Raw genomic sequence first — 23470 nt, forward strand, 5'->3', positions numbered from 1 at the left:
CTCACTCGCCCTCGAGCGACAGGGCCTCGGTCGGGCACGCGGCGACGGCCTCGCGGACGTCGCTCTCCATCCCCTCGGGGACCTCCTCGGCGTGCACGATCAACGACCCGTCGTCGTCGACCTCGAACACGTCCGGGGCGAGCGACTCGCACATGCCCATCCCGGTGCAGCGGTCCCAGTCCACGTTGATCTTCATCCGTCGGCCTCCCTGCGGGTGGTGTCCTCGGCGGCTGCGCTCGCCCCGAGGCCGCGCGGGGCGACCATAACGTACGTTGTGCTACGGAGCGAGAGCTGCGTCACCGTGCCGACACCGTAGGTGACGCCACCCCCGACCGGGCGGGAGCGCGCCACGACAAGCCAGCCGCGGCAGAGGACGGAGGCGACGAGCCGCGCCGTTCCCGTCGTGAGAGCGTCCCCGGTGAACTGTTCGTGCACGGGGAGGGAGCACCGGACGTGAGCACGCCGACCGCGCTGTCGATCACCCGCGACGGCGGTGTCGCCACGGTGCGCCTCGAGCGCCCGCAGGCGGCGAACGCCCTGGACCGCACTCTGTGGCACGAGCTGCGCGCGACCTTCCGCGAGCTCGACGAGGACCCCTCGGTGCGCGCGGTGGTCCTCGCCGGTGCCGGGAAGCACTTCTGCGCCGGCATCGACCTCTCCATGCTGGGCGAGATCGCGGGGATGGCCCCGGAGGGCGCCGACCCGGGCCGGGCACGCGAGGCGCTGCGCCGCCTGATCCTCGACCTGCAGGACGTGCTGACCACCGTCGAGCGCTGCCGGGTGCCCGTGCTCGCCGCGATCCAGGGCGCGTGCGTCGGCGCCGGACTCGACCTCGCCGTGGTCTGCGACCTGCGCTACGCCACGCCGCGCACGAAGTTCTCGCTGAAGGAGGTGGACATGGGGCTCGCCGCCGACGTCGGCGTGCTCCAGCGCCTGCCGCGCCTCGTCGGCGAGGGCCGTGCCCGCGAGATGGCGTACACGTGCCGCGACGTCCGCGGTCCCGAGGCCCAGGCCACCGGCCTGGTCAACGCGTGCCTCGAGTCCGACGACCCCGAGGCGCTGCTCGCCCACGTCACCGAGGTCGCCCGGGGCCTCGCGGCCAAGTCGCCGCTGGCCCTGCGCGGCACCAAGCACGCGATCACCTACGCCCGCGACCACTCCGTCGCCGACGGCCTCGACCAGATCGCGACGTGGAACGCCTCGGCGCTGATCTCCGACGACCTCACCGAGGCCGTGACCGCCTTCACCCAGGGCCGCGCCCCGGACTACAGCGACTGATCTCCGGTCGCCTCCGCCCGCCACGGGTCCGCGGCGGGCTCCGGCGACACCCAGCCGAGGTCGGCCTGGGCCCGCACGGCGACCTCGTACTCGTCGAGCAGGTCCGACAGGTCGACGTCGACGACGCCCGCGATCTGCTGGTGCCCGGCGAGCACGGCGATCCCGAGCGCGGCGAGGCGCTCGCGCGCCCGGGCGTCGGCGACGACGGGGGCGAGCACGTCGGCGAGCGCACCCACCCGGCCCCGGTCGACGGCGCGCTGGGCCGCCTCGACCGTCGGGTCGACCGTGGCCCAGGCGCGGATGGCGGTCTCGGCCTCGTGCGGGATGGTCAGGGCGAGGTGCTTCATCAGCGTCACGCGCTCGACCGGGTCCTCGCTGGTCGCGTTGACCATCTCGACGAGACGCCCGACCTCCTCGCGCTCCCAGTGCTCGAGCAGCGCGGCGACGAAGCCCTCCCAGCTGCCGAAGTGGTGGTAGAAGGACCCGCTGGTGACGCCCACCGCCGCGCACAGCTTCCCGATGCGCAGGCCGTTGCGGCCCTCGCGGGCGAGCAGGCGCAGCGCGTGGTCGAAGTAGGCCTGCCGGGTCGCCGTCGGCATCGGCCTCGTCCTCCCCGCGGCGATCGGTTCCCCTCGAACAGAACATAATCTACTCTACGGCCGCCGCTCAGACGTGATCTCCGAGGAGCCGACGATGTATCCCGGGACGTTCGCCGCCACCCATCCCGACCGCCCCGCGGTGATCATGGCCGAGACCGGGGAGGGCCTGACCTACCGCCAGCTCGAGGACGGCTCGGTCCGGCTCGCCCGCACGCTGCACGAGCACGGCCTGCGCCGCGGCGACGTCGTGGCCCTGCTGTCGGACAACCATCCGCGCGTCTTCGAGGTCTACTGGGCCGCCCAGCGCGCCGGCCTGCTCGTCACGGCCGTCAACCACCACCTCTCCCCCGACGAGGCGGCCTACATCGTCGACGACTGCGGAGCGCGTGCCCTCGTCGTCTCCGCGGCCAAGGACGACCTCGCCACGGCGATCGTGGACGCGACGCCGCACGTCACCCTGCGCCTCGCCTTCGGCGGCACGGTGGCCGGCCACCGGGACTACGACGAGGTCGTCGGCGCGCAGAGCGCCGAGCCGATGGCCGACCAGCCCCGCGGCGGCGACATGCTCTACAGCTCCGGCACCACCGGGCGCCCGAAGGGCATCAAGCCGAACCTGCCCGAGCGGCAGATCGACGAGCCCGGCGACCTCTACATCGCCGTGTTCAAGCCGATGTACGGGTTCGGCGAGGACACCGTCTACCTGTCGCCGGCGCCGGTGTACCACGCCGCGCCGCTGCGCTTCGGCGCCACGATCCAGTCGACCGGCGGCACCGTCGTGATGATGCACCGCTTCGACCCCGAGCAGGCCCTGGCCGCGATCGAGCGCTACTGCGTCACCCACAGCCAGTGGGTGCCGACGATGTTCGTGCGCATGCTCAAGCTCCCCGACGAGACGCGGCACCGCTACGACGTCTCCAGCCTGCGCGTGGCCATCCACGCCGCGGCGCCGTGCCCGGTCGACGTCAAGCGGGCGATGATCGACTGGTGGGGCCCGGTCCTGTACGAGTACTACAGCTCGAGCGAGGCCAACGGGATCACGTTCATCAACTCGGCGCAGTGGCTCGAGCGTCCCGGCTCGGTCGGGCTGGCCGGGCTGGGCACCATCCACGTGTGCGACGACGAGGGCCGCGAGCTCGCGTCCGGCGAGGTCGGCACCGTCTACTTCGAGCGCGACATGGTGCCCTTCCGATACCACAACGACCCCGAGAAGACCCGGGGCGCGCAGCACCCCGAGCACGAGACGTGGACGACCACCGGCGACCTCGGCTACGTCGACGACGACGGCTTCCTGTACCTCACCGACCGCAAGAGCTTCATGATCATCTCGGGTGGCGTGAACATCTACCCGCAGGAGATCGAGGACGTCCTCACCCTCCACGACGCGGTGTACGACGTCGCCGTGATCGGCGTGCCCGACGAGGAGATGGGCGAGTCGGTGTTCGCCGTCGTCCAGCCCGCCCCCGGCCACGAGCCGACCGACGCGCTGGCCGAGGAGCTGCTCGAACACGTCCGCGCGCGCATCGCGCGGTACAAGACGCCGCGTCGCCTGGTGTTCACCGACGACCTGCCGCGCACGCCCACCGGCAAGCTGGTCAAGCACCGCCTGCGTGAGCGCTACGCGGCCGGGGAGTTCGCCGTCCTGTAGGCCCGCTCAGAACAGCGAGCGGAAGAACTGCGCGATCGACGACAGCGCCTGGCCGATGATCGCGACGATCGACCGGACGACGTCGGCGGCGCCCTCGGGCTGCGAGATCACGAAGAACAGCAGCACGGCCACCACGACCAGGATCAGGAACCGCCTCGCCTGTTTGGACATGCGCTCGCGCCGCTCCCGTCGTGCCCCGTCGTGCCCCGGCTCCCCCGCGCCGCGTCCGTGGGTGGGCGCGGTGCGCACCGACCGTAACGCGCCGGCTCCGTGCGGGGGTCCTCCTTCGGAGGACGTGTCGCGGCGCGTCGGACCGTCGGACGACAAGATCGACGCGGCGGCGCCGGCGCGGCACGATCCCGGGGTGGACTCCTTCACCCGCGACGGGCTGCGCTTCGACGTGATCGAGTGGGGCGACGACGGTGGCGGCGGCGACGGCGTGCCCGTCCTGCTCCTGCACGGCTTCCCGCAGACCGCGGCGAGCTGGGAGCCGGTCGCGCGGCGCCTCGCCGCGGCCGGTCACCGCGTGCTCGCCCCGGACCAGCGCGGCTACTCACCGGGAGCGCGTCCCGAGGGCCGCCGTGCCTACCGCGTCGAGGAGCTCGTCGACGACGTCGTCGCCCTCGCCGACGCCGCCGGCGCGCAGACCGTGCACGTCGTCGGGCACGACTGGGGCGCCGTGGTCGCCTGGGCACTCGCGGCCCTGCACCCGGAGCGGGTGCGCACCCTCACCGCGGTCTCGGTGCCGCACCCCGCCGCGTTTGTCAAGGCCATCGCCACGAGCCGGCAGTTCGCCCTGTCCTGGTACATGTACTTCTTCCAGCTCCCGGGGCTGCCGGAGCGGGTGATCGGGCGGCCGGGCGGTCTGGCGGACGCCGCGCGCCGCGCCGGTCAGAGCCCCGAACGGGCCCGCCGCGACGAGGCCGCCCTGACGGCGAGGGGCGGGCTGCGTCCGGCGCTCACCGGGGCGATCAACTGGTACCGCGCGATGCCGTTCTGGGAGCACCGTGGCCTGCAGCTCACGGTGGCCACGCCGACGATGCTCGTGTGGAGCGACGGCGACGTCGCCATCTCACGCGTGTCCGTCGACGCGACCCCGCGCTGGGTCACCGGGCCCTACCGGCTGGAGGTGCTCCACGGCGTCAGCCACTGGATCCCCGACGAGACCCCCGACCGGCTCGCGGACCTCGTGCTCGAGCACCTCGGCACCGGGGCGGCGTAGGCCGGAGAAGCTGGGGGTTCCGGGAGCGCGGGGGGATGCGCTCCCGGAACCATGGTCGGCCGAGGGGGGCGCGGCCGACACAAGTCATGTTACGGCCGGAGTGTGGGGCGCGCGTTGCGATTCATGCCATAACGGGACGTCTAACCGGCAACGGGCACCCGAACGGGGGTCGGGCGCGACACGTGCGGCGGTGTCCCGCCATCACCCCGGGAGTCACCGCCGTCCGGGAAAGGGCCACCGCGGTACCCGCCGTTCCCGTGCCGCAGGAGCGAGTTGCGGTGGGCGACGATCGCGGTCGCCAGCTCGCGGGCACGTTCCTCGGCACCGGACGCGCTCTCGCCGGACACGCGCTCGACCGCGCGGCCGAGTCGCTCGGCCAGCCGCGCCAGCTCGTCGAGCACGTCTGCGGACCAGGTGAAGTGGTCGACGCCGTCCGGCCGGAGCGATCGCCCCTCGTCGTCGAGACGCCGCAGCGCCTCGGTCGCCTGCCGGACCAGCGCGACGCCTGTGTTCTCAACCGTCACGGCCACGCTGTACCCGCGCACGGGACCGGCGACGCACCGCGTCGTCCAGGACCGGAGAAGGGAGAAAGGGGTCGGTCCCCGCTCCTGGCTGCTCCCCAGCGCCAGGAGAGGGACCGACCTCCGGACGGCCGACCGTCGAACCCCCGAAGCCCGACGTGGCCTGTCGAGACCAGCGTGCCCCAGTCCTGAGCAGCGAAAACAGGGCTTCCCGTCTTGGATCGGTTCAGCGCACCGGATCCGGCACCGGAGGGGTTCGACCGGCGGGGACCGGGTTACCCCTCCTTGCTTTCCCGGCGAGAGCGCCGTCAGGGGAGCCAGGCGCGCGGCAGCGGCCGCTCGCCGCAGCGCGGGGTGGGCGCGACGTGCCGGCCCAGCGTGGCCCCGCGCCCGAGGTGCCCGAGCCCGACGACCAGCCCGTCGAGCAGGTCGGCCAGCTCCGCCGGGGAGGCGGGCGCAGCGGCCGCGCGCCACGACACGTCGCGCTCGCCCACGCTGAGGGCACGCACCGCTCCCCGCAGGGCCTCGACGGCCGCTGATTCAAAGGCTGGCATCGGAAACATGGTGCCCGATGCCTCGCCGCCGGGATGCGGCGGCCTTCCCTCCGCCGATCCCCTGCCAGCCCGGCGAACCGTTGTGCGCCGTCAGGGCAGGCGCCGAGCGGAGAGGATCGCCTGGGGCGCCTCGCCGCCCGGATCGAGGACGGTCTGCGCCTCCACCTCGAAGCCGCCGACGCCGAGCACGGTCGCGACCTCGTCGGGCTGACGCCGGTGGACGCGGACGTTCATCGGGTGCCCGCCGTACCCCTCGGTCTTCACCCACGAGCCCTCGCCGGCGTGGAAGAGCAGTTGCAGTCTCCCGCCCGGCCGCACGGCGTCGTGGAAGCCGGAGATGACGGCGGGCACCGCCTCATCGGGGACGTGGATCAAGGACTGCCAGGCGAGCACGCCGGCGAGCGACCCGGTGGCGAGCTGCATGTCCGTCATCGAGCCGACCTCGAACCGCGGCGAGGGGTGACGACGTCGGGCGATGTCGACCATGCGGGGCGAGAGGTCGATGCCGAGGACGTCGAGACCCAGGGCATCGAGACGTGCCGCGACCTCGCCCGGCCCGCATCCGACGTCGGCGACGAGGCCACCACCGCACGCCGTGACCTGCTCCGCGAACAAGGAGAGGGCCGACATCAGGTAGGCGTGCCCGTCCAGCGCGCCGCGCACGAGCTCGGCGTAGCTCTCGGCAACCGTGTCGTAGGACGACTCGACATCGGCCAGCCAGTCCTCATCGCGCACGGCCCGCACCGTAGTGCCGGTACGGACGTACACCACGTGCATCGGACACCGGACGTTCGCCCAGGTCAGCGCAGGACTCAGCCGATCTGGCGCCCCTCGGCGTTCTCCCAGTACGGCTTGCGCAGGTCCTTCTTGAGGATCTTCCCCGACGGGTTGCGCGGGAGGGCGTCGATGACGTCGATCGAGCGCGGGCGCTTGAAGCCCGCGATCCGCTCCTTGCACCACTCGAGCAGCGCGTCGGTGTCGATCTCCGAGCCCTCGTTGGCGACGACCACGGCCTTGACCGTCTCGCCCCACCGCTCGTCGGGGACCCCGATGACGGCGACGTCGGCGATGTCGGAGTGGCCGGACAGAACGTTCTCGACCTCGATGGGGTACACGTTCTCGGCCCCGGTGACGATCATGTCCTTGATCCGGTCGGTGAGGAACAGGTAGCCCTCGTCGTCGAGGTAGCCGGCGTCGCCGGTGTGGAACCAGCCGTCGGAGAGCGCGGCCGCGGTCTCCTCGGGACGCGCCCAGTAGCCCGGCGTGACCTGCGAGGACCGGATCCAGATCTCGCCCACGACGTTCGGGGCGACGTCCTCGCCGGTCGCCGGGTCGACGGCCTTGAGCTCGACCCACGGGTAGGCCTTGCCGGCCGAGCGCATGAGGTGGGCGCGCGGACCGTCGGGATCGTGGTCCTCGGGATCGAGCTGGCTGATCGCCCCGGTGGTCTCGGTGGAGCCGTAGACCTGGAACAGGGGCGCGCGGAACGTCGTCAGCACCCGGTTCAGGACGGTGCTCGTGATCGGCGAGGCGCCGTAGGCGATCGCCCGCAGCTTCGACCAGTCCTTGTCGGCCGCACCAGGGACGCCGGTGAGGAATTGCAGTACCGCCGGCACGAGGAACGCGTTGGTGACGCCCTCGTCGGCCATCGTCGCGAGCAGCTGGTCGGGCACGATGTCGGCGATCAGGACGCAGCGCGCCCCGAAGGACAGGCACACCAGCGCGAAGCCCGAGCCGCCGATGTGGAACAGCGGCATGGCGACGAGGCCGACCGACTCGGTGTCGAAGCTCCAGTGGTCGCCCACCGAGAGCAGGGCGGCGAACTGGACGTGCGTGAGCACGACGCCCTTGGGGAGCCCGGTGGTCCCCGAGGTGTAGAGCTGCAGGACGCAGTCGTCGTCCTGCGCGTCGTCCGGCGGGTCGAGCACCTCGTCGGAGGCGGTGAGCCAGCCCTCGTAGTCGTCGCCCACGACGAGCACGCGGCGCACGGCGTCCAGCGACTCGACGCGGCCGCGGAGGTCGGCGAAGTCCGGTCCGAGCACCACGAGAGGCGCCGCCGAGTCCTCGATGATCGCGACGAGCTCGTCGTGGGTGAGCCGGTTGTTCAGCGGCGCGGTGCCCGCGCGCACCCGCGGGGCACCGAAGAGGAGGTCGAAGAACTCGGGGCGGTTCTTCCCGAGCCACACCACGCGGTGCCCGGCGCCGACGCCGTCCGCGGCCATCGCCCGGGCCGCGAGGCCGCCGCGGCGGTCCATCTCGGCGTAGGTGGTGTTCTCGCCCTCGAAGGTCATCGCCACCAGGTCGGGGGTGTCCACGTACTGGCGCACGACGTCGGTCAGCCGGAACGGCACTGGGGGACCTCCACGAGAACGGGCGGAAAGCGGACGAATCGGGACAGTGGTGACGCCGACCACAGGCCAGGCGCGACCGTAACCGCTCATACGGAACGACGGAAGAGTCAGGCTTGACTGTTACCGGTCGGTCCAGCCACGCTGAGCCACACCGGCACGGTCCTCGGCGTCACCCGGACCGCGACGGCGTCCGAACGTCCCCACAGTGGAGGCCACCCGGTGGAGCGCACGATCTTCTCCGACGAGCACAACGACTTCCGGCAGATGGTCCGGGACTTCCTGGAGAAGGAGGCCGTCCCGCACCACCCCGAGTGGGAGAAGCAGGGCCACGTCAGCCGCGAGATCTGGCAGGCGGCCGGCAGCACGGGCCTGCTCGGCATGGACGTCCCCGAGGAGCACGGCGGCGGCGGCTCGCCCGACCTGCGCTTCCAGTGGATCGTCACCGAGGAGGTCGCCCGCGCCGGCACGAGCGGGCTCGGCTTCACGCTCCACAACGACGTCATCGCGCCGTACCTCATCGAGCTCGCGAACGACGAGCAGAAGGCGCGCTGGCTGCCCCGCTTCTGCAGCGGGGAGATGATCACGGCGATCGCCATGACCGAACCCGGCACGGGGTCGGACCTGCAGGGCATCCAGACCCGCGCCGTGCGGGACGGCGACGAGTGGGTGATCAACGGCCAGAAGACCTTCATCACCAACGGGATCATGTCCGACCTGGTGATCGTGGTCTGCAAGACCGACCCGGACGCGGGTGCCCACGGCTTCAGCCTCATCGTCGTCGAGCGCGACGCCCCCGGCTTCGAGCGCGGCCGCAACCTCGAGAAGATCGGCATGTCCGCGCAGGACACCGCCGAGCTGTCCTTCACCGACGTGCGCGTGCCCGCGACGAACCTCCTCGGCGAGGAGGGCAAGGGCTTCATCTACCTGATGCAGAACCTGCCGCGCGAGCGGCTCTCGATCGCCGTCGGCGCCATCGCGGGCGCCGAGAAGGTCCTCGAGGACACGATCACCTACGTCAAGGAGCGCACGGCGTTCGGCAAGCCGCTCGCCAAGCTCCAGACGGTGCGGTTCTCGGCCGCGGAGATGGCGACCAAGCTCGCCGTCACCCGCGCCTTCGTCGACCGCTGCATCACCGAGCTCAACGAGGGCAAGCTCGGGCCCGCGGACGCCTCGATGGCCAAGTACTGGTCGAGCGAGACGGCCAAGGAGGTCATCGACGGATGCCTCCAGCTGCACGGCGGCTACGGGTACATGAAGGAGTACCCGGTCGCGAAGGCCTACCTCGACACCCGCGTCCAGACGATCTACGGCGGCACCACCGAGATCATGAAGGAGATCATCGGGCGGGTGGTGCTGGGATGAGCACCATGAAGGTCGGGATGGGGATCGCCTACGCCCAGGGCGGCTTCCGCGAGACCGTCGAGAAGCTCGTCGAGCTCGAGGAGATCGGGCTCGACGCCGTCAGCGTCGCGGAGCTCTACAGCTTCGACGCGGTGAGCCAGCTCGGCTACATCGCGGCGCGCACCTCGCGGGTGCACATCGAGTCCGGGATCGTGCAGATCTACACGCGGACCCCGTCGCTGACGGCGATGACCGCCGCCGGCCTCGACTACGTCTCCGACGGCCGGTTCGTGCTCGGCATGGGCGCCTCGGGACCGCAGGTCATCGAGGGCTTCCACGGGGTCAGGTACGACGCCCCCGTGGGCCGGACCCGCGAGATCGTGGAGATCTGCCGACAGGTCTGGCGCCGCGAGAAGGTGCAGTACTCCGGCAAGCACTACACGATCCCGCTGCCGCCCGAGCAGGGCACGGGCCTCGGCAAGCCGCTGAAGATCATCAACCACCCGGTGCGGGCGCAGATCCCGATCATGCTGGCGGCGCTCGGACCGAAGAACGTGGAGATGGCCGCCGAGCTCGCCGAGGTGTGGGAGCCGATCTGGTTCCACCCCGGCAAGGCGCACGACGTCTGGGGCGCGTCGCTCGAGGCCGGGAAGGCCCGTCGCGACCCGTCGCTCGGCGAGCTGCAGACGTCGGTGAACGTGCCGTTCGCCGTCGGCCCGGGCGCGGGGAAGCTGCGCGAGCACGTGCGGCCGCAGCTCGCGCTCTACGTCGGCGGGATGGGCGCGAAGGGCAAGAACTTCTACAACGACCTCGCCGCGCGCTACGGCTTCGCCGACGAGGCGGCCGAGATCCAGGACCTCTACCTCGCGGGCCGCAAGGAGGAGGCGGCCGAGAAGGTGCCTGAGGAGCTCGTCCACGCCGTGTCGCTGATCGGCAGCGAGGACGAGGTCGCCGCGCAGGTCCGCGAGTTCGCCGCCGCCGGCGTCACCCAGCTCAACATCGCGCCGTTGGAGCCGGACCACGACACCGTCAAGGCGTCGCTGGAGACGCTGAAGTCGCTGCTCTGACGGGTTCCTAGCCGGTCGACCCGCCCTCGGGCATGAGCAGCATGCGGGCGAGCTGCTTCCACTGCTCGAGGTGCGGGTCGGTCCGCGGGTCACGTGGGTCGAACCCGTAGGTCAGCGCGACGCCGCGCATGCTGGTCAGCAGCGTCTCGCGCAGCAGCGCGGCCCGCGCCGGGTCGGCGTAGTCCTCGAAGAACGCGTCGACGGTCTGGCGGATGGCCGCACCCAGCCGCCGCTCGGCGGGCAGGAGCGCGGCGGCGAGGGACTGGTCGGTGCGCGCCGCGGTCCACAGCTCGACCGAGGCCCAGAAGTAGGCCTGCTGGTAGGTCCACCACATGACCTCGACGGCCCGGTCGAGGCGCGCGTCGGCGTCGACGTCCGCGGCGGGGAGGTCGGCGCGGGCGAGGCCGTCCTCGGCGAAGCGGCTGGTCGCCAGGTGCTGGGCCGCCGCGACGAGCAGGTTCTCCTTCGACGGGAAGTGGTGCAGCAGCCGCCCGCGGGAGACCCCGGCGCGGTTCTGGATCGTCAGCGTCGTCGTGCCGGCATAGCCCGACTCCACGAGGCAGGCCACGGCGGCGTCGAGGATGCGCGTGCGGCTGTCGGACGTCCGCTGCTCGCGGGACCGTCGTTCCGGCTCGGCAGCGGTACGGCTGCTCACCATCTCGCCCCCTCCCGTCTGCTCCCCGGTCACCCTGTCGCCGACGATCGTGCCGCCGGGACCGCGAACGGTCAAACCTGACTGTCTGAGCGGGCAGGACCGTCCAGGACGGCGAGCAGGACGTCGACGAGCAGCGCCCGCGTGCCGGCGCGGTCGAGCGTGCCGCGCACCAGCCACTCCCGGGACGCCGAGCGCACCAGACCGAAGAACGAGCGCACCCGCGCCCGGTAGGGGTCGTCGGGCGCGTCGGGGGCGAGGGCGGCGAGGACGCGGTCGGCGGCGATCTCGTCGGCCTCGGCGAGGATCGCGTCGACGTCGATGTCGCCCGCGGCGCCCGTGCCGACCGAGAGCCAGAGACCGCGGTGGCGCTCGACGGCGTCGAGGAACCAGTCCACCGCCGCCCCGGCGCGCACGACGACCGTGCCCGGCGGCAGCTCGGCGACCGCGACCTCGGGGATCGTGGTCAGGCGGCGCACGACCTCGAGGTAGAGCCCGCGCTTGGTGCCGAAGTAGTGGTTGATCAGCCCGCGCGCGACGCCGGCCTCGCGGGCGAGGTCGGTGGTGGAGACCGCGGCGTACGGGTGGTCGGCGAACAGGCGCAGGGCGCCGGCGACGATCTCCTCGCGCCGCGCGTCCGGGTCGAGGCGCCGGCCGCGCGTGGGGGCGGTCATCGGTGTGTCGCGGTACCGAGCTGGGGGCTTTCCTGACGTTCAACGTCTGTGTCACGCCTCCGGCGCGGCAGCTCTCGCTCCGCTTCGTGCCGCCCGTGGCCGCCAGGCTGACCCACTCGCTCGCGGTCGGTCGGCGTCATCCCGAACAGCATCGCGAAGTCGTGCAGGGTCGCCGAGACGACGGGGCGCCTGCCGGCCAGGAACTGCAGCGGGCCCTCGACGTCGAAGCGCCAGTCGGCGTGCAGCGCCCCCAGCCCGGCGCGGGTGGTCACCGGGCTCTCCCAGCGCCGGCCGTGGAGGTCCTGGGCGAGGGTGAAGCCGACGCGCGGGCGGCCCGGCAGGCGCGGGCCGTGGCGCAGGAACGCGCGGGCGGCGGGCCGCTCGGCGCCCTCGGGCGTCATCGACGGGGCGCCCTCGTCGAAGCCCGTGAAGGTCGCGAGGCCCTTCGGGATGCCCCACAGCTCGCGCCCGCCGTCGCGCGAGGCGGGGCTGTCCACCCAGATCGCGACGATGTGCGGGCGGACGCTCAGGCCGACCCGCCCCGCCACCGCGACGAGCAGCTCGCGGTAGCTCATGACCCCGCCGGGCGCGTACTCCACCCACGCCGCCCCGACCGGCGTGCGCCCGCCGAGCGCGAGGGGACGCCAGTCGTCGGGCCAGGTCGCGGTCGGCAGGGTCTCCGTCGGCACGACGAACATCGAAAGGTCCATGCGGCCGACGAGCGTCCAGGGCTCGGGCGGGTAGGTCGTCACGAGCTCACTCCGAAGGTCGGGGTCGGGAGGTCCGTGCCCGTGCGCAGCGCGCCGGGGGCGTCCGCGGGCACGGCGGGGTGGTGCGGCGCCACCGGCGTCACGCGCTCGTAGGGCGCACCGGGGGCGGGGCGCGGGTCGGTCTCGTCGCGGTTGGGCCACAGCGACATCGCCCGCTCGGCCAGCGCGGTGATCGTCAGCGACGGGTTGACCCCGAGATTCGCCGGCACCGTCGAGCCGTCGACGACGTGGACGCCGGGGTGCCCGTGCAGCCGGTGGTAGGGGTCGACGACGCCCGTCGCGGGCGTCTCGGAGATCACGGCGCCGCCGAGGAAGTGGCCGGTCACCGGCAGGTTCACCAGCGTCGAGCTCGCGCCGACGGGGAAGCCGCCCATCCGCCGCGCCACGCGGCGGGACACCTCGTGGCCGGCCGGGATCCACGCCGGGTTGGGCGTGCCGGCGCCCGGGCGCGAGCGCAGGCCGGGCAGGAGGCGCCGCGGCCGCAGCGTCAGCGAGTTGTCCAGCGTCTGCATGACCAGCAGCACGATCGACTGCTCGGCCCAGTGCCGCGGCCGGTGCAGCGCCCACAGCCGCTTCCGCGAGCGCACGAGCTCGCCCGCGATCCGCCGCCAGGACGGCCCCCGCGCGCCGAGCGTGGCGTCGTCCGCGGCGGCGGTGCCGTCGACGAGGACCGCGGAGAGCAGCGCCAGCAGGTTCGACCCGCGCCCGTAGCGCACCGGCTCGACGTGGGTGTGCTCGTCGGGGTGCATCGACGAGGTGATGGAGACGCCGCGGGTGTAGTCGGCGGCCTCGCTGGCCGTGCGCGCCGCGAGGATCGCCTCGGAGTTGGTCCGCGAGAGCTCGCCGAGCCGCGGGGAGATGCGGGGCAGGTCGCCGGAGCGCCGCAGCCGGTGCAGCAGCCGCTGGGTGCCGAGCGCGGAGGCGGCGACGACCACCTGCCCGGCGCGCAGGGTGCGGCGGCCGCCGGGGCGGCCGGTGGCGCGCACCTCGACCTCGTAGCCCGACGCCCCGGACAGGTCGCCGTCGCGCGGGCGGATCGCCGTCGCCGTCGTCATCGGGTGCACGCGCGTCCCGGCCGCCTCGGCGAGGTGGAGGTAGTTCTTGACCAGCGTGTTCTTGGCGTCGTGGCGGCAGCCGGTCATGCACTCGCCGCAGTGCAGGCAGCCGTGGCGCGCCGGTCCGGCGCCGCCGAAGAACGGGTCGGGCACCTCCTGCCCGGGCGCGGCACCGAAGAAGACGCCCACGTCGGCGGCCCGGTAGGTGTGACCGACGCCCATCTCCTCGGCGACGTCGCGCATCACGGCGTCCGAGGGCGACACGCGCGGGTAGGTCGAGACGCCGAGCATGCGGGACGCCTGGTCGTACGGGGCGTCCAGCTCGTCGGCCCAGTCGGTGATGTCCGCCCACTGCGGGTCGTCGTAGAACGTGCGCGGCGGTCGGTAGAGCGTGTTGGCGTAGACGAGCGAGCCCCCTCCGACGCCGGCCCCCGACAGGACGAGGACGTCGCGCAGCGGGTTCGCCCGGAAGATGCCGAAGCAGCGGGCCCAGGGCGCCCAGAGGTAGTCGCGCAGGTGCCAGGAGGTGGCGGGGAACTCGTGGTCGGCGAAGCGGCGGCCCGCCTCGAGCACCCCGACGCGGTAACCCTTCTCGGTCAGGCGCAGGGCGCTCACCGCGCCGCCGAAGCCCGACCCCACCACGATGACGTCGTAGTCGACGGCCGGAGCGTGGATCACGCCGCCAACCCTCGCGAGTCGTTGGCAGCGTGTCAACGAGAGCCGGACCTCCCTACTCGCCAGTAGGGCACGTTGACACGCACACAAAACAGTCCATGATGACTGTTGAGAGCAGTCGGCTCGCATCCGCGAAGGGACTCACCCGTGACCGAGGCATACATCTACGACGCCCTCCGCACCCCACGCGGCCGGGGCAAGGCCACCGGATCGCTGCACGCGACCAAGCCGGTGTCGCTGGTCGTCGGCCTGATCGACGAGCTGCGCAAGCGCAACCCGTCGCTCGACCAGGACAAGATCGAGGACGTCGTGCTCGGCTGCGTCAGCCCGATCGGCGACCAGGGCGGCGACATCGCCAAGACCGCGGCCATCGCCGCGGGCCTGCCCGACCACGTCGGCGGCGTGCAGCTCAACCGCTTCTGCGCCTCGGGCCTCGAGGCCGTCAACCAGGCCGGGCAGCGCGTCCGCTCCGGGTTCGAGGACCTCATCGTCGCCGGCGGCGTCGAGTCGATGTCCCGCGTCCCGATGGCGTCCGACGGCGGGGCCTGGGCGATGGACCCGGAGACGAACTTCAAGACCTCGTTCGTCCCGCAGGGCATCGGTGCCGACCTCATCGCCACCCTCGAGGGCTTCAGCCGCGAGGACGTCGACGCCTACGCGCTGGAGTCGCAGACCCGCGCCGCGAAGTCGTGGGCCGACGGCGCCTTCGAACGCTCGATCGTGCCCGTCGTCGACCGCAACGGCCTCGTCGTGCTCGACCACGACGAGCACGTCCGCGAGACGACGATGGAGGGCCTCTCGGGGCTCAAGCCGTCGTTCGCCGGCATCGGCGAGATGGGCGGCTTCGACGCCGTGGCGCTGCAGAAGTACCACTGGGTCGAGTCGATCAACCACGTGCACCACCCGGGCAACAGCTCGGGCATCGTCGACGGCGCCGCGCTCGTGCTGCTCGGCACCGAGGAGGCCGGCCAGCAGAACGGCCTCACCCCGCGCGCCCGGATCGTCGCCACCGCCGTCTCCGGCGCCGACCCGACGATCATGCTGACCGGCCCGACGCCGGCCTGCGAGAAGGTCCTGGCCAAGGCCGGCATGACCGTCGACGACATCGACCTGCTCGAGATCAACGAGGCGTTCGCCGCCGTGCCGATGAAGCTGATGAAGGACCTCGGCTTCCCGCACGAGCGCACCAACGTCGCCGGCGGCGCCATCGCGCTGGGCCACCCGCTGGGCGCCACCGGCGCCATGCTCGTCGGCACCATGGTCGACGAGCTCGAGCGCCGCGATCTGCGCCGCGCCATCGTCACGCTCTGCATCGGTGGCGGCATGGGCGTCGCCACCATCATCGAGCGCGTCTGACCACCCCCGGAACCGACCGACGAGCACGAAGGAGCAGCCAGAGCAGTGTCCGAGAACATGTTCCGGTGGGAGGCCGACGGGGACGGCATCGTCACGCTGACGATGGACGACCCGACCGCCTCGGCCAACACGATGAGCGCCAAGTGGGGCGAGGACTTCGCCGAGACGCTGCAGCGTCTCGAGGCGGAGAAGGACTCGATCACCGGCGTCGTGCTGACCTCGGCGAAGAAGACCTTCTTCGCGGGCGGCAACCTCGACGACCTCGTCAAGTACACCCAGGCCGACGCGCAGAAGGTCTTCGACCAGTCCCAGGAGATCAAGGGGCTGCTGCGGCGCCTCGAGACCCTCGGCAAGCCGGTCGTCGCCGCCATCAACGGCGCGGCGCTGGGCGGCGGGCTCGAGATCGCGCTGGCCTGCCACCACCGCATCGCCCTCGACGCCAAGGGCTCGAAGATCGGGCTGCCCGAGGTCACGCTCGGCCTGCTGCCCGGCGGCGGCGGCGTCGTGCGCGTCGTGCGCCTGCTCGGCCTGGCCGACGGCCTCATGAACGTCCTGCTCCAGGGCCAGCAGCGCAACCCGCGCGCCGCGCTCGAGGCGGGCCTCGTCCACGAGGTCGTCGACAGCCCCGAGGAGCTGCTGTCGACGGCCAAGCAGTGGGTGAAGGACAACCCCGAGGCCGTGCAGCCGTGGGACGTCAAGGGCTACAAGATCCCCGGTGGCACGCCGTCGACGCCGAAGTTCGCCGCGAACCTCCCGGCGTTCCCGGCCAACCTGCGCAAGCAGCTCAAGAACGCCCCGATGCCGGCCCCGTACCTGATCATGGACGCGGCCGTCGAGGGCTCGCAGGTCGACATCGACAACGCCGGCAAGATCGAGTCGCGCTACTTCGCCGAGCTCGCCTGCGGGCAGGTGTCGACGAACATGACGCGCGCGTTCTTCTTCGACCTGCAGGCCATCAACAAGGGCGCCTCGCGCCCCGACGGCTACGAGAAGCACACCGCCCGCAAGGTGGTCGTGCTCGGCGCCGGGATGATGGGCGCGGGCATCGCGTACTCGTGCGCGATGGCGGGCCTCGAGGTCGTCCTCAAGGACGTCTCGCAGGAGAACGCCGACAAGGGCAAGGCGTACTCGCAGAAGATCCTTGAGAAGGCCGTCTCGCGCGGGAAGTCGACGCAGGAGAAGGCCGACGAGGTCCTCGCCCGGATCACGCCGACCGCCGACGCCTCGGCCGCCTCGGGTGCCGACCTCGTCATCGAGGCCGTCTTCGAGAGCCCGGACCTCAAGAAGCAGGTCTTCGGCGAGATCCTCCCCCACCTGGCGCCCGACGCCGTGCTGGGCTCGAACACCTCGACGCTCCCGATCACCGGGCTCGCCGAGGGCGTCGACCGCCCCGAGGACTTCGTGGGCCTGCACTTCTTCTCGCCGGTCGACAAGATGCCGCTCCTGGAGATCATCAAGGGCGAGAAGACCAGCGACGCCACGCTGGCCAAGGCGATCGACATCGCCCTGCAGATCAAGAAGACCCCGATCGTCGTCTCCGACAGCCGCGGCTTCTTCACCAGCCGCGTCATCGGCACGTTCATCAACGAGGCCGTGGCGATGCTCGGCGAGGGCGCGGCGCCGTCGTCGATCGAGCAGGCCGGGTCGCAGGCCGGCTACCCGGCCCCGCCGCTGCAGCTGATGGACGAGCTGACCCTGACGCTGCCGCAGCACATCCGCGAGGAGACCCGCAAGGGCGTCGAGGCCGCCGGCGGCACGTGGGTCGGGCACCCGTCCGACGCCATCGTCGACCGGATGGTCGAGCTCGGACGCAAGGGCCGCTCCTCGGGCGCCGGGTTCTACGAGTACGACGAGTCGGGCAAGCGCACGCGACTCTGGCCGGGCCTGTCCGGGGAGTTCGGCGCGGCGCAGGGCGACCTGCCGTTCGAGGACATGCAGGAGCGCATGCTCTTCGCCGAGGCCCTCGAGACCGTGAAGTGCTTCGACGAGGGCGTGCTGCACACCATCGCCGACGCCAACATCGGCTCGATCATGGGCATCGGCTTCCCCGCCTGGACCGGCGGCGTGGCGCAGTACATCGACGGCTACCCCGGCGGCCTGCCCGGGTTCGTCGAGCGCGCCCGCATCCTCGCCAAGGCCTACGGCGACCGCTTCGCCCCGCCGGCGTCGCTGGTCGACAAGGCGGAGAAGGGCCAGTCCCTGCGCGGGGAGTGACCCGCCCGTCGTAGCCGGCACGCCCGGTTGCGCACGCCCTCGACGAACGAACGGCGCTCTCGCTGCTTCCGATGCAGCGAGAGCGCCGTTCGTTGTTTCCGGGCGCGCGCAGACGGCCCTCGCCGGGCCGACGAACGGGGCAGCATGCACCCATACCGTCAGGGCTGACTGTCTCGTAGGCTCGCGCCGGACCGCGTGACCACGAGGAGGACGAGGGCCCCATGGGTGTGCTGGACGGCGTCAAGGTCATCGAGGTCGCCGGGATCGGGCCGGGCCCGTTCGCGGCGATGATGCTCGCGGACATGGGCGCCGACGTGCTGCGCGTCGACCGGCCGGCCGGGGGCCGGGGGCTCTCGATCGGCAACGCGAGCAAGGACGTGCTCGCCCGCGGGCGGCGGTCGGTGGCCCTCGACCTCAAGTCCCCCGAGGGCCTGGCGGTGCTGCTCGACCTCGTCGAGAACGCCGACGTCCTGCTCGAGGGCTACCGGCCCGGGGTGGCGGAGCGGCTCGGGTTCGGTCCGGACGACTGCCACGCCCGCAACGAGCGCCTCGTCTACGGCCGCATGACCGGCTGGGGCCAGGACGGCCCGAACGCCCCGCGCGCGGGGCACGACCTCACCTACCTGTCGACCGCCGGCGTCGTCGCCCACATCGAGGGTCCCGACGGGGCGCCGGGCATCCCGATCAACCTCGTCGGCGACTTCGGCGGCGGCGGCATGCTGCTGGTCGTCGGGATCCTCGGCGCGCTGGTCGAGCGGGCGACGTCGGGCCGCGGGCAGATCGTCGACGCCGCGATCGTGGACGGCGCCGCGCTGCAGATGGCGATGGTCCACGGCATGCGCGCGGGCGGCCTGTGGCCCAACCCGCGGGGGCAGAACCTCCTCGACGGCGGCGCCCCGTTCTACGAGCACTACCGCTGCGCCGACGGCGGGTGGATCGCGGTCGGGGCGATCGAGCCGCAGTTCTACGCCGAGCTCATGACGGGCCTGGGCCTCGAGGACGAGGACGTCGCCGCGAACCAGTGGGACATGGCGCGCTGGCCGGAGTTCCGCGCGCGGATCGCCGAGGTGTTCGCGACCCGCACCCGTGACGAGTGGGCCGCGGACCTCGAGCCGACCGACGCCGTGGCGGCCGCGGTCCTCGATCTCGACGAGGCCCACGAGCACCCCCACAACAAGGCCCGCGGGACGTTCGTCGACGCGTTCGGCGTGCGCCAGCCCGCGCCGGCCCCGCGCTTCAGCCGCACCCCGAGCGCGACGCCGACGGCCCCGGCCGCGCCGGGCCAGCACTCCGCCGAGGCGCTGGCCGACTGGGGCGTCGACCCGGACCGCATCGCGAAGCTGCAGGAGGCGGGGGTCGTCCACCAGACCTAGGCTTTGGCCTCCGGCCGTGTGCGCGCTTGTCCGTGCCAGAGCACGGACAAGCGCGCACGAGCGCGAAGCGCAAAGGGGAGCACCGTGATCCTGACCCCGGCCGGGGCGTGGCGCGCCGTGGGCAACATGCGCTCGCGCGTCCTGGAGGGCCCGCTGGCCGACCTGCGCCGCATGCCGCGCACCGCGTTCGACACCGGACCGGGCGAGGTCGGCGCCGACGGGATCGGGCGGGCGCACGGGCTCGCGCGGTCCGGGTCGGTGAGCACCTACCGCTACGCCGTGCACCCCACGGCGCGGCTGCGGGGCTCGCCGGTGGTGCTGGTGTCCCCGCTGGGGGCGTGCGGGGTGGCGTTCGACCTGCGACGCGGCAACAGCCTCGTCGAGCACCTCGTCGGCGAGGGCCGGCCGGTGTACCAGGTCGACGACGAGGACCTCGTCGGCCACGGCGCCGCGATCTCGCCGGGGCCCGCCGACCTCGAGCGCTGGGTGGACGACATCCTCCCCCACGTCGTGCGCACGGTCAGTGACGCACACCAGGGCGCGCCCGTGCACCTCGTGGGCTGGTCGATCGGCGGCCTGCACGCCGTCCTCAGCGCCGCGGGCCACCCCGACCTCCCCATCGGCTCGGTCACCGGCATCGCGACGCCGTTCGCGCTCGACGAGGTGCCGCCCGTGGTCGGGGCGCGCCCGCTCGCCGTCGCCGCCGGTGGCCCCGTGCTCGCGACGGTGCAGACGTTGCTGGCCCTCATGCCGCTGCCCCGGCTGCTGCGCGCGCTCGGGCTCGGGTCGCTCGACGAGCTGCTCACCGCTCCGCTGACGATGATCGCCCGCCTCGACGACCGCGAGTTCCTCGCCCAGCTCGAGGCCGTGGACGACCTGCGCGCCATCGTCGGCGACCAGTCCCGGTTCATCGGCGCGTACTTCCGCGCCATGGTCGCGCCCGAGGATCTGGAGGCCGGCCGCGTGCCCGTCGGGCACCGCGTGGTCGACCTGTCCGACCTGCGCCGCCCCACGCTGCTCGTCGCCGGCGAGACCGACCGGGTCGTGCCACCGCGCGCCGTCCGGGCCGGGGCGCGGCGTCTGACGCGCGCCGACACCCGCCTGACGACGGCCCCGGGTGGTCACCTCGGGGTGCTCACCGGGCGCGGCGCCAAGGGCACGACGTGGGCGCGCTTGTGCGAGTTCCTCGACCACCACGACGCCCCGGCCACCGTCGAGGGCGGCAGCCCGGGCAGCCGCCGGGTGCTGCGCCCGGCGCAGTCACGCCCGCGCGCCGCCGTGGAGCCGCTGCGTCCGGCCCCGGCCCCGGCCCCCGCCCCGGCCGAGGACGGGGACGCCGAGCAGGACACCCCGTCTCCGCCGCGGGCCCCGGCCCGCCGGTCGACGCGCCTGCCCGCGCCGAAGCGGGCGTCACGCTCACCCCGCCGCTGACGCTCCGGGGACCGGCCTGCTTCACCCCGACCTGTCGCCGCGGTCGTCTACTGTGACGGCGTGGTCTCGTTGCGCGATGCCCGTCGTGAGCGGGGCTGGTCGCAGACCACGGCGGTGGCCAGGCTGCGCGAGCTCGCCGAGCGGGGCGAGGTCGACGTCGCCAGCGCCGCGAGCCTGAAGACCCAGCTGTCGCGCTGGGAGAACGGCACCGTGCCCGACGAGCCGTACCGCACGCTGCTCGCGGAGCTCTACGACAGCGAGCTGGGCGAGCTCGGCGTCGACCTCACGCCGCACTGGGAGCGCAGCCACGAGATCCCGGGGCTGCTCACCGAGATCCGCGACGAGCTGCGCACGCTCAACGGCCTCCTGCGCGAACGCGGCGGGGCCTGACGCGCGTCAGGTCTGCGGGGGCCGCCCGACCACCCGGAGGTGGCTGACGTGCCCGCGCTCCTCCGGCATCTCGACGCGCGCGAGCACCAGCCCGAGGGCGGCGACCGACACGGTGCCCACGGCGGCGACGGCCTCCGCGGTCAGGTCGAGGACATCGGCCAGAGGGCGCAGCGGCGCCAGCAACACGTTCACGAATCCCCTACGGCGTTCGGCGGTGCGACGGACCGGGCCCCTGCCCCGGCGAGACCCTCACGACATCGCGGCATCGGTGCCGCGGGACGTCGGGGCCTCTCGCAAGCTCGTGACACCATCGTGCCAGTCGCGCTGGGGGGCGGAACCCGCTGTCGCGGGAATTCACACGTCGGCCACAGGAACCTCCGTCGACCGGTCGATGGCCTGCGCCGATCGGCGCTGCGCTTCCGATGACCGGGAGTGTCGATCTCTGCGCAGGCCGTGACGGGCGCGGGCTCCTACGGTACGGGGGTGCGCCTTCGCCAGCTCGGATCGAGCGACCTGCAGGTGTCCGAGATCTCCCTCGGCTCGTGGCTGACCTACTCCGGCGGCGTCGAGGCCGACGCCACGGCCGCCTGCACGCGGGCGGCCTTCGACGCCGGCATCACGTTCTTCGACACCGCCAACGTCTACGGACGCGGGGCGGCCGAAGAGGCGTGGGGAGCGATCCTCGCCGACTACCGGCGCGAGGACTACGTGCTCGCGACCAAGGTCTACTTCCCGATGTCGGACACCGACCGGGGCCTGTCGCCGGAGCAGATCCACAAGCAGGTCGACGCGTCGCTGCGGCGGCTGCGGACCGACCACGTCGACCTCTACCAGTGCCACCGCTTCGACGCCGAGACGCCGATCGAGGACACGATGGAGGCGCTCGCCGAGGTGGTCCGCGCCGGGAAGGCCCGCTACCTCGGCGTCAGCGAGTGGACCCCGGAGCAGATTCGGGCAGGCATCGAGGCGTGCCCGGACGACGTGCGGATCGTGTCGTCGCAGCCGCAGTACTCGATGTTGTGGCGCGCCCCTGAGGCCGAGGTCTTCCCGACGACGGCGGAGCTCGGCATCGCCAACATCGTGTGGTCGCCGATGGCCGAGGGCGTGCTCACCGGGAAGTACCGGCCCGGCGAGCCGGTGCCCGTCGACTCCCGGGCCGCCAGCGACGAGATGAACGGCTTCATCCGCCAGAAGCTCACCGACCGGACGCTCGAGGCCGTGCAGCGCCTCGCCCCGATCGCCGAGGGCGCCGGGCTGTCGATGGCCGAGATGGCCCTCGCGTGGGTGCTGCGCCGCTCCGAGCTGGCGTCGGCGATCGTCGGCGCGTCCCGGCCGGAGCAGGTGCACGCCAACGCCGCGGCCGCCGGGATCGAGCTCACGGCCGACACCCTCGCGGCGATCGACGAGGCCCTCGGCGACGTGCCCGTCACCGGCCAGCAGCTCGGCCCCGGCGCCTCCCCCGCGATCACCCACCGCTGAGGTGGGCCTCCGGCCCATGTGAGCACTTTCGCGTGCTGGAGCACGCGAAAGTGCTCACATGCCCGCAGGGCACCTCAGCGCGGCAGCCGCCGCCACGCCCAGCGCGGGAGCAGGCGCATCGCGGTGAAGAGCAGGCGCAGCACGCCCGGCACCCACACGACGTCGCGCCCGGCGGTGAGCGCGTCGGCCGTGGCGTCGGCGACCTGGCCCGGCGTCGACGAGAACGGCGCCGGGTCGAGGCCGCTGTCGGCGGTCATCCGCCCGACGACGAAGCCGGGGCGCACGAGCGTCAGGTGCACACCGCTGCCGTGCAGGGCGTCCGCGAGCCCCGAGCAGTAGCCGTCGAGGCCGGCCTTCGCCCCGCCGTAGACGAAGTTCGCCCGCCGGACGCGGACCCCGGCGACCGATGAGAACACGACGATCTCGCCGCGGCCCCGGGCCCGCATCCGGGCTGTGACCTCGGTGAGCACGGCGACCTGGGCGACGAAGTCGGTGTGGACGACCGCGGCGGCGTGCGCGGCGTCGCGCTCCGCGCGGGCCTGGTCACCGAGCACGCCGAACGCCACGACGACGGTGTCGGGCAGGCCGTGCGCGGCCTCCACGGCGTCGAGCACGGCGGGCTGGCCCGCGAGGTCGTCGGCGTCGAACTCGACCGTCGCCACCTCCGCGCCGGCACTGCGGACCGCCGCCGTCTCGGCGACGAGGTCGTCGGCCCGGCGCGCCGCCAGCACGACCGTGCCGGCCCGCCCGGACGTCGCGAGGCGGCACGCGAGCGCCACCCCGATCTCGCTGCGGCCGCCGAGGACCAGGACCACGGGAGAAG

Annotated in this window: 24 protein-coding genes; 11 read left to right on the top strand and 13 right to left on the bottom strand. The window is 73.1% G+C overall.

Going from position 1 to position 23470, the window contains the following annotated elements; genetic code table 11:
* Position 1: 1 nt before the first annotated feature.
* Complete coding sequence (locus WCD41_RS17750) at positions 2-196, bottom strand: ferredoxin (RefSeq protein WP_274280567.1); 195 nt, start codon at positions 194-196, stop codon at positions 2-4.
* Between the two features lie 257 nt (positions 197-453).
* Between WCD41_RS17750 and WCD41_RS17755 the strand changes: the two genes are divergently transcribed.
* A complete protein-coding gene (locus WCD41_RS17755; protein WP_337714773.1) occupies positions 454-1278 on the top strand; it encodes a crotonase/enoyl-CoA hydratase family protein in 825 nt (274 codons plus the stop codon).
* Here the strand turns inward: WCD41_RS17755 and WCD41_RS17760 are convergent.
* A complete protein-coding gene (locus tag WCD41_RS17760; RefSeq protein ID WP_337714774.1) occupies positions 1266-1877 on the bottom strand; it encodes a TetR/AcrR family transcriptional regulator in 612 nt (203 codons plus the stop codon). The genes WCD41_RS17755 and WCD41_RS17760 overlap by 13 nt on opposite strands.
* A 94-nt stretch (positions 1878-1971) precedes the next feature.
* Between WCD41_RS17760 and WCD41_RS17765 the strand changes: the two genes are divergently transcribed.
* Positions 1972-3522: an acyl-CoA synthetase gene (locus WCD41_RS17765; RefSeq protein WP_337714775.1), complete on the top strand. Its 1551-nt coding sequence runs from the start codon at positions 1972-1974 to the stop codon at positions 3520-3522.
* A gap of 6 nt (positions 3523-3528) precedes the next feature.
* Here WCD41_RS17765 and WCD41_RS17770 read toward each other — a convergent pair whose 3' ends face one another.
* Positions 3529-3693 carry a hypothetical protein gene (locus tag WCD41_RS17770; RefSeq protein WP_337714776.1) on the bottom strand — a complete coding sequence of 55 codons (165 nt, stop codon included), beginning with the start codon at positions 3691-3693 and terminating at the stop codon, positions 3529-3531.
* A gap of 193 nt (positions 3694-3886) precedes the next feature.
* On the opposite strand from WCD41_RS17770, the gene WCD41_RS17775 reads away from it, so the two are divergent.
* Positions 3887-4744, top strand: coding sequence for an alpha/beta fold hydrolase (locus tag WCD41_RS17775; protein WP_337714777.1), 858 nt, complete (start codon positions 3887-3889; stop codon positions 4742-4744).
* Positions 4745-4884: 140 nt separating this feature from the next.
* Here the strand turns inward: WCD41_RS17775 and WCD41_RS17780 are convergent, their stop codons facing one another.
* The 4 genes from WCD41_RS17780 to WCD41_RS17795 form a co-directional block, all read right to left on the bottom strand.
* A complete protein-coding gene (locus tag WCD41_RS17780; RefSeq protein WP_337714778.1) occupies positions 4885-5268 on the bottom strand; it encodes a hypothetical protein in 384 nt (127 codons plus the stop codon).
* Between the two features lie 305 nt (positions 5269-5573).
* Positions 5574-5819, bottom strand: coding sequence for a hypothetical protein (locus tag WCD41_RS17785; protein WP_337714779.1), 246 nt, complete (start codon positions 5817-5819; stop codon positions 5574-5576).
* A gap of 90 nt (positions 5820-5909) precedes the next feature.
* Positions 5910-6554: a class I SAM-dependent DNA methyltransferase gene (locus tag WCD41_RS17790; protein WP_337714780.1), complete on the bottom strand. Its 645-nt coding sequence runs from the start codon at positions 6552-6554 to the stop codon at positions 5910-5912.
* Positions 6555-6631: 77 nt separating this feature from the next.
* Entirely contained in the window at positions 6632-8170 is a 1539-nt protein-coding gene (locus WCD41_RS17795; RefSeq protein WP_337714781.1) for a long-chain-fatty-acid--CoA ligase, read from the bottom strand.
* Between the two features lie 219 nt (positions 8171-8389).
* Here WCD41_RS17795 and WCD41_RS17800 point away from each other — a divergent pair, with 219 nt between their 5' ends.
* Positions 8390-9532 carry an acyl-CoA dehydrogenase family protein gene (locus tag WCD41_RS17800; protein WP_337714782.1) on the top strand — a complete coding sequence of 381 codons (1143 nt, stop codon included), beginning with the start codon at positions 8390-8392 and terminating at the stop codon, positions 9530-9532.
* Positions 9533-9537: 5 nt separating this feature from the next.
* A complete protein-coding gene (locus WCD41_RS17805) occupies positions 9538-10578 on the top strand; it encodes an LLM class F420-dependent oxidoreductase (protein ID WP_337714884.1) in 1041 nt (346 codons plus the stop codon).
* 7 nt (positions 10579-10585) lie between these two features.
* On the opposite strand, the gene WCD41_RS17810 is transcribed toward WCD41_RS17805, so the two are convergent.
* From WCD41_RS17810 to WCD41_RS17825, 4 genes are all read right to left on the bottom strand, one after another.
* Positions 10586-11236 carry a TetR/AcrR family transcriptional regulator gene (locus WCD41_RS17810; RefSeq protein ID WP_337714783.1) on the bottom strand — a complete coding sequence of 217 codons (651 nt, stop codon included), beginning with the start codon at positions 11234-11236 and terminating at the stop codon, positions 10586-10588.
* Between the two features lie 68 nt (positions 11237-11304).
* Positions 11305-11904 carry a TetR/AcrR family transcriptional regulator gene (locus tag WCD41_RS17815; protein ID WP_337714784.1) on the bottom strand — a complete coding sequence of 200 codons (600 nt, stop codon included), beginning with the start codon at positions 11902-11904 and terminating at the stop codon, positions 11305-11307.
* Positions 11901-12656 (bottom strand): acetoacetate decarboxylase family protein, encoded by a 756-nt coding sequence (locus WCD41_RS17820; protein ID WP_337714785.1) that lies wholly within the window; start codon positions 12654-12656, stop codon positions 11901-11903. The genes WCD41_RS17815 and WCD41_RS17820 overlap by 4 nt, the downstream gene beginning before the upstream one ends.
* Positions 12653-14407 carry a GMC family oxidoreductase N-terminal domain-containing protein gene (locus WCD41_RS17825; protein WP_337714786.1) on the bottom strand — a complete coding sequence of 585 codons (1755 nt, stop codon included), beginning with the start codon at positions 14405-14407 and terminating at the stop codon, positions 12653-12655. Before WCD41_RS17825 ends, WCD41_RS17820 begins: the two co-directional genes overlap by 4 nt.
* A 144-nt stretch (positions 14408-14551) precedes the next feature.
* On the opposite strand from WCD41_RS17825, the gene WCD41_RS17830 reads away from it, so the two are divergent.
* The 5 genes from WCD41_RS17830 to WCD41_RS17850 all read left to right on the top strand — a co-directional run bounded on the left by WCD41_RS17830 (position 14552) and on the right by WCD41_RS17850 (position 21168).
* Positions 14552-15760, top strand: a complete 1209-nt coding sequence (locus tag WCD41_RS17830) for an acetyl-CoA C-acetyltransferase (protein ID WP_337714787.1) — start codon at positions 14552-14554, stop codon at positions 15758-15760.
* A 57-nt stretch (positions 15761-15817) separates the two neighbouring features.
* A complete protein-coding gene (locus tag WCD41_RS17835; protein WP_337714886.1) occupies positions 15818-17974 on the top strand; it encodes a 3-hydroxyacyl-CoA dehydrogenase NAD-binding domain-containing protein in 2157 nt (718 codons plus the stop codon).
* A 221-nt stretch (positions 17975-18195) separates the two neighbouring features.
* Positions 18196-19347, top strand: a complete 1152-nt coding sequence (locus tag WCD41_RS17840) for a CaiB/BaiF CoA transferase family protein (RefSeq protein ID WP_337714788.1) — start codon at positions 18196-18198, stop codon at positions 19345-19347.
* Between the two features lie 84 nt (positions 19348-19431).
* Positions 19432-20778, top strand: coding sequence for an alpha/beta fold hydrolase (locus tag WCD41_RS17845; RefSeq protein WP_337714789.1), 1347 nt, complete (start codon positions 19432-19434; stop codon positions 20776-20778).
* A 60-nt stretch (positions 20779-20838) separates the two neighbouring features.
* The gene (locus WCD41_RS17850; protein ID WP_337714790.1) at positions 20839-21168 is read left to right on the top strand and encodes a helix-turn-helix domain-containing protein; all 330 of its coding nucleotides are present in this window, start codon (positions 20839-20841) and stop codon (positions 21166-21168) included.
* Between the two features lie 6 nt (positions 21169-21174).
* On the opposite strand, the gene WCD41_RS17855 is transcribed toward WCD41_RS17850, so the two are convergent.
* Positions 21175-21360 (bottom strand): hypothetical protein, encoded by a 186-nt coding sequence (locus WCD41_RS17855; RefSeq protein ID WP_337714791.1) that lies wholly within the window; start codon positions 21358-21360, stop codon positions 21175-21177.
* 291 nt (positions 21361-21651) lie between these two features.
* Between WCD41_RS17855 and WCD41_RS17860 the strand changes: the two genes are divergently transcribed.
* Positions 21652-22647 (top strand): aldo/keto reductase family protein, encoded by a 996-nt coding sequence (locus WCD41_RS17860; RefSeq protein ID WP_337714792.1) that lies wholly within the window; start codon positions 21652-21654, stop codon positions 22645-22647.
* 74 nt (positions 22648-22721) lie between these two features.
* Here WCD41_RS17860 and dprE2 read toward each other — a convergent pair whose 3' ends face one another.
* Positions 22722-23462: a decaprenylphospho-beta-D-erythro-pentofuranosid-2-ulose 2-reductase gene (dprE2, locus tag WCD41_RS17865; RefSeq protein WP_337714793.1), complete on the bottom strand. Its 741-nt coding sequence runs from the start codon at positions 23460-23462 to the stop codon at positions 22722-22724.
* Positions 23463-23470: the final 8 nt, after the last annotated feature.

It is taken from the genome of Actinomycetospora aeridis (assembly GCF_037400275.1).
GTDB classification, from domain to species: domain Bacteria; phylum Actinomycetota; class Actinomycetes; order Mycobacteriales; family Pseudonocardiaceae; genus Actinomycetospora; species Actinomycetospora aeridis.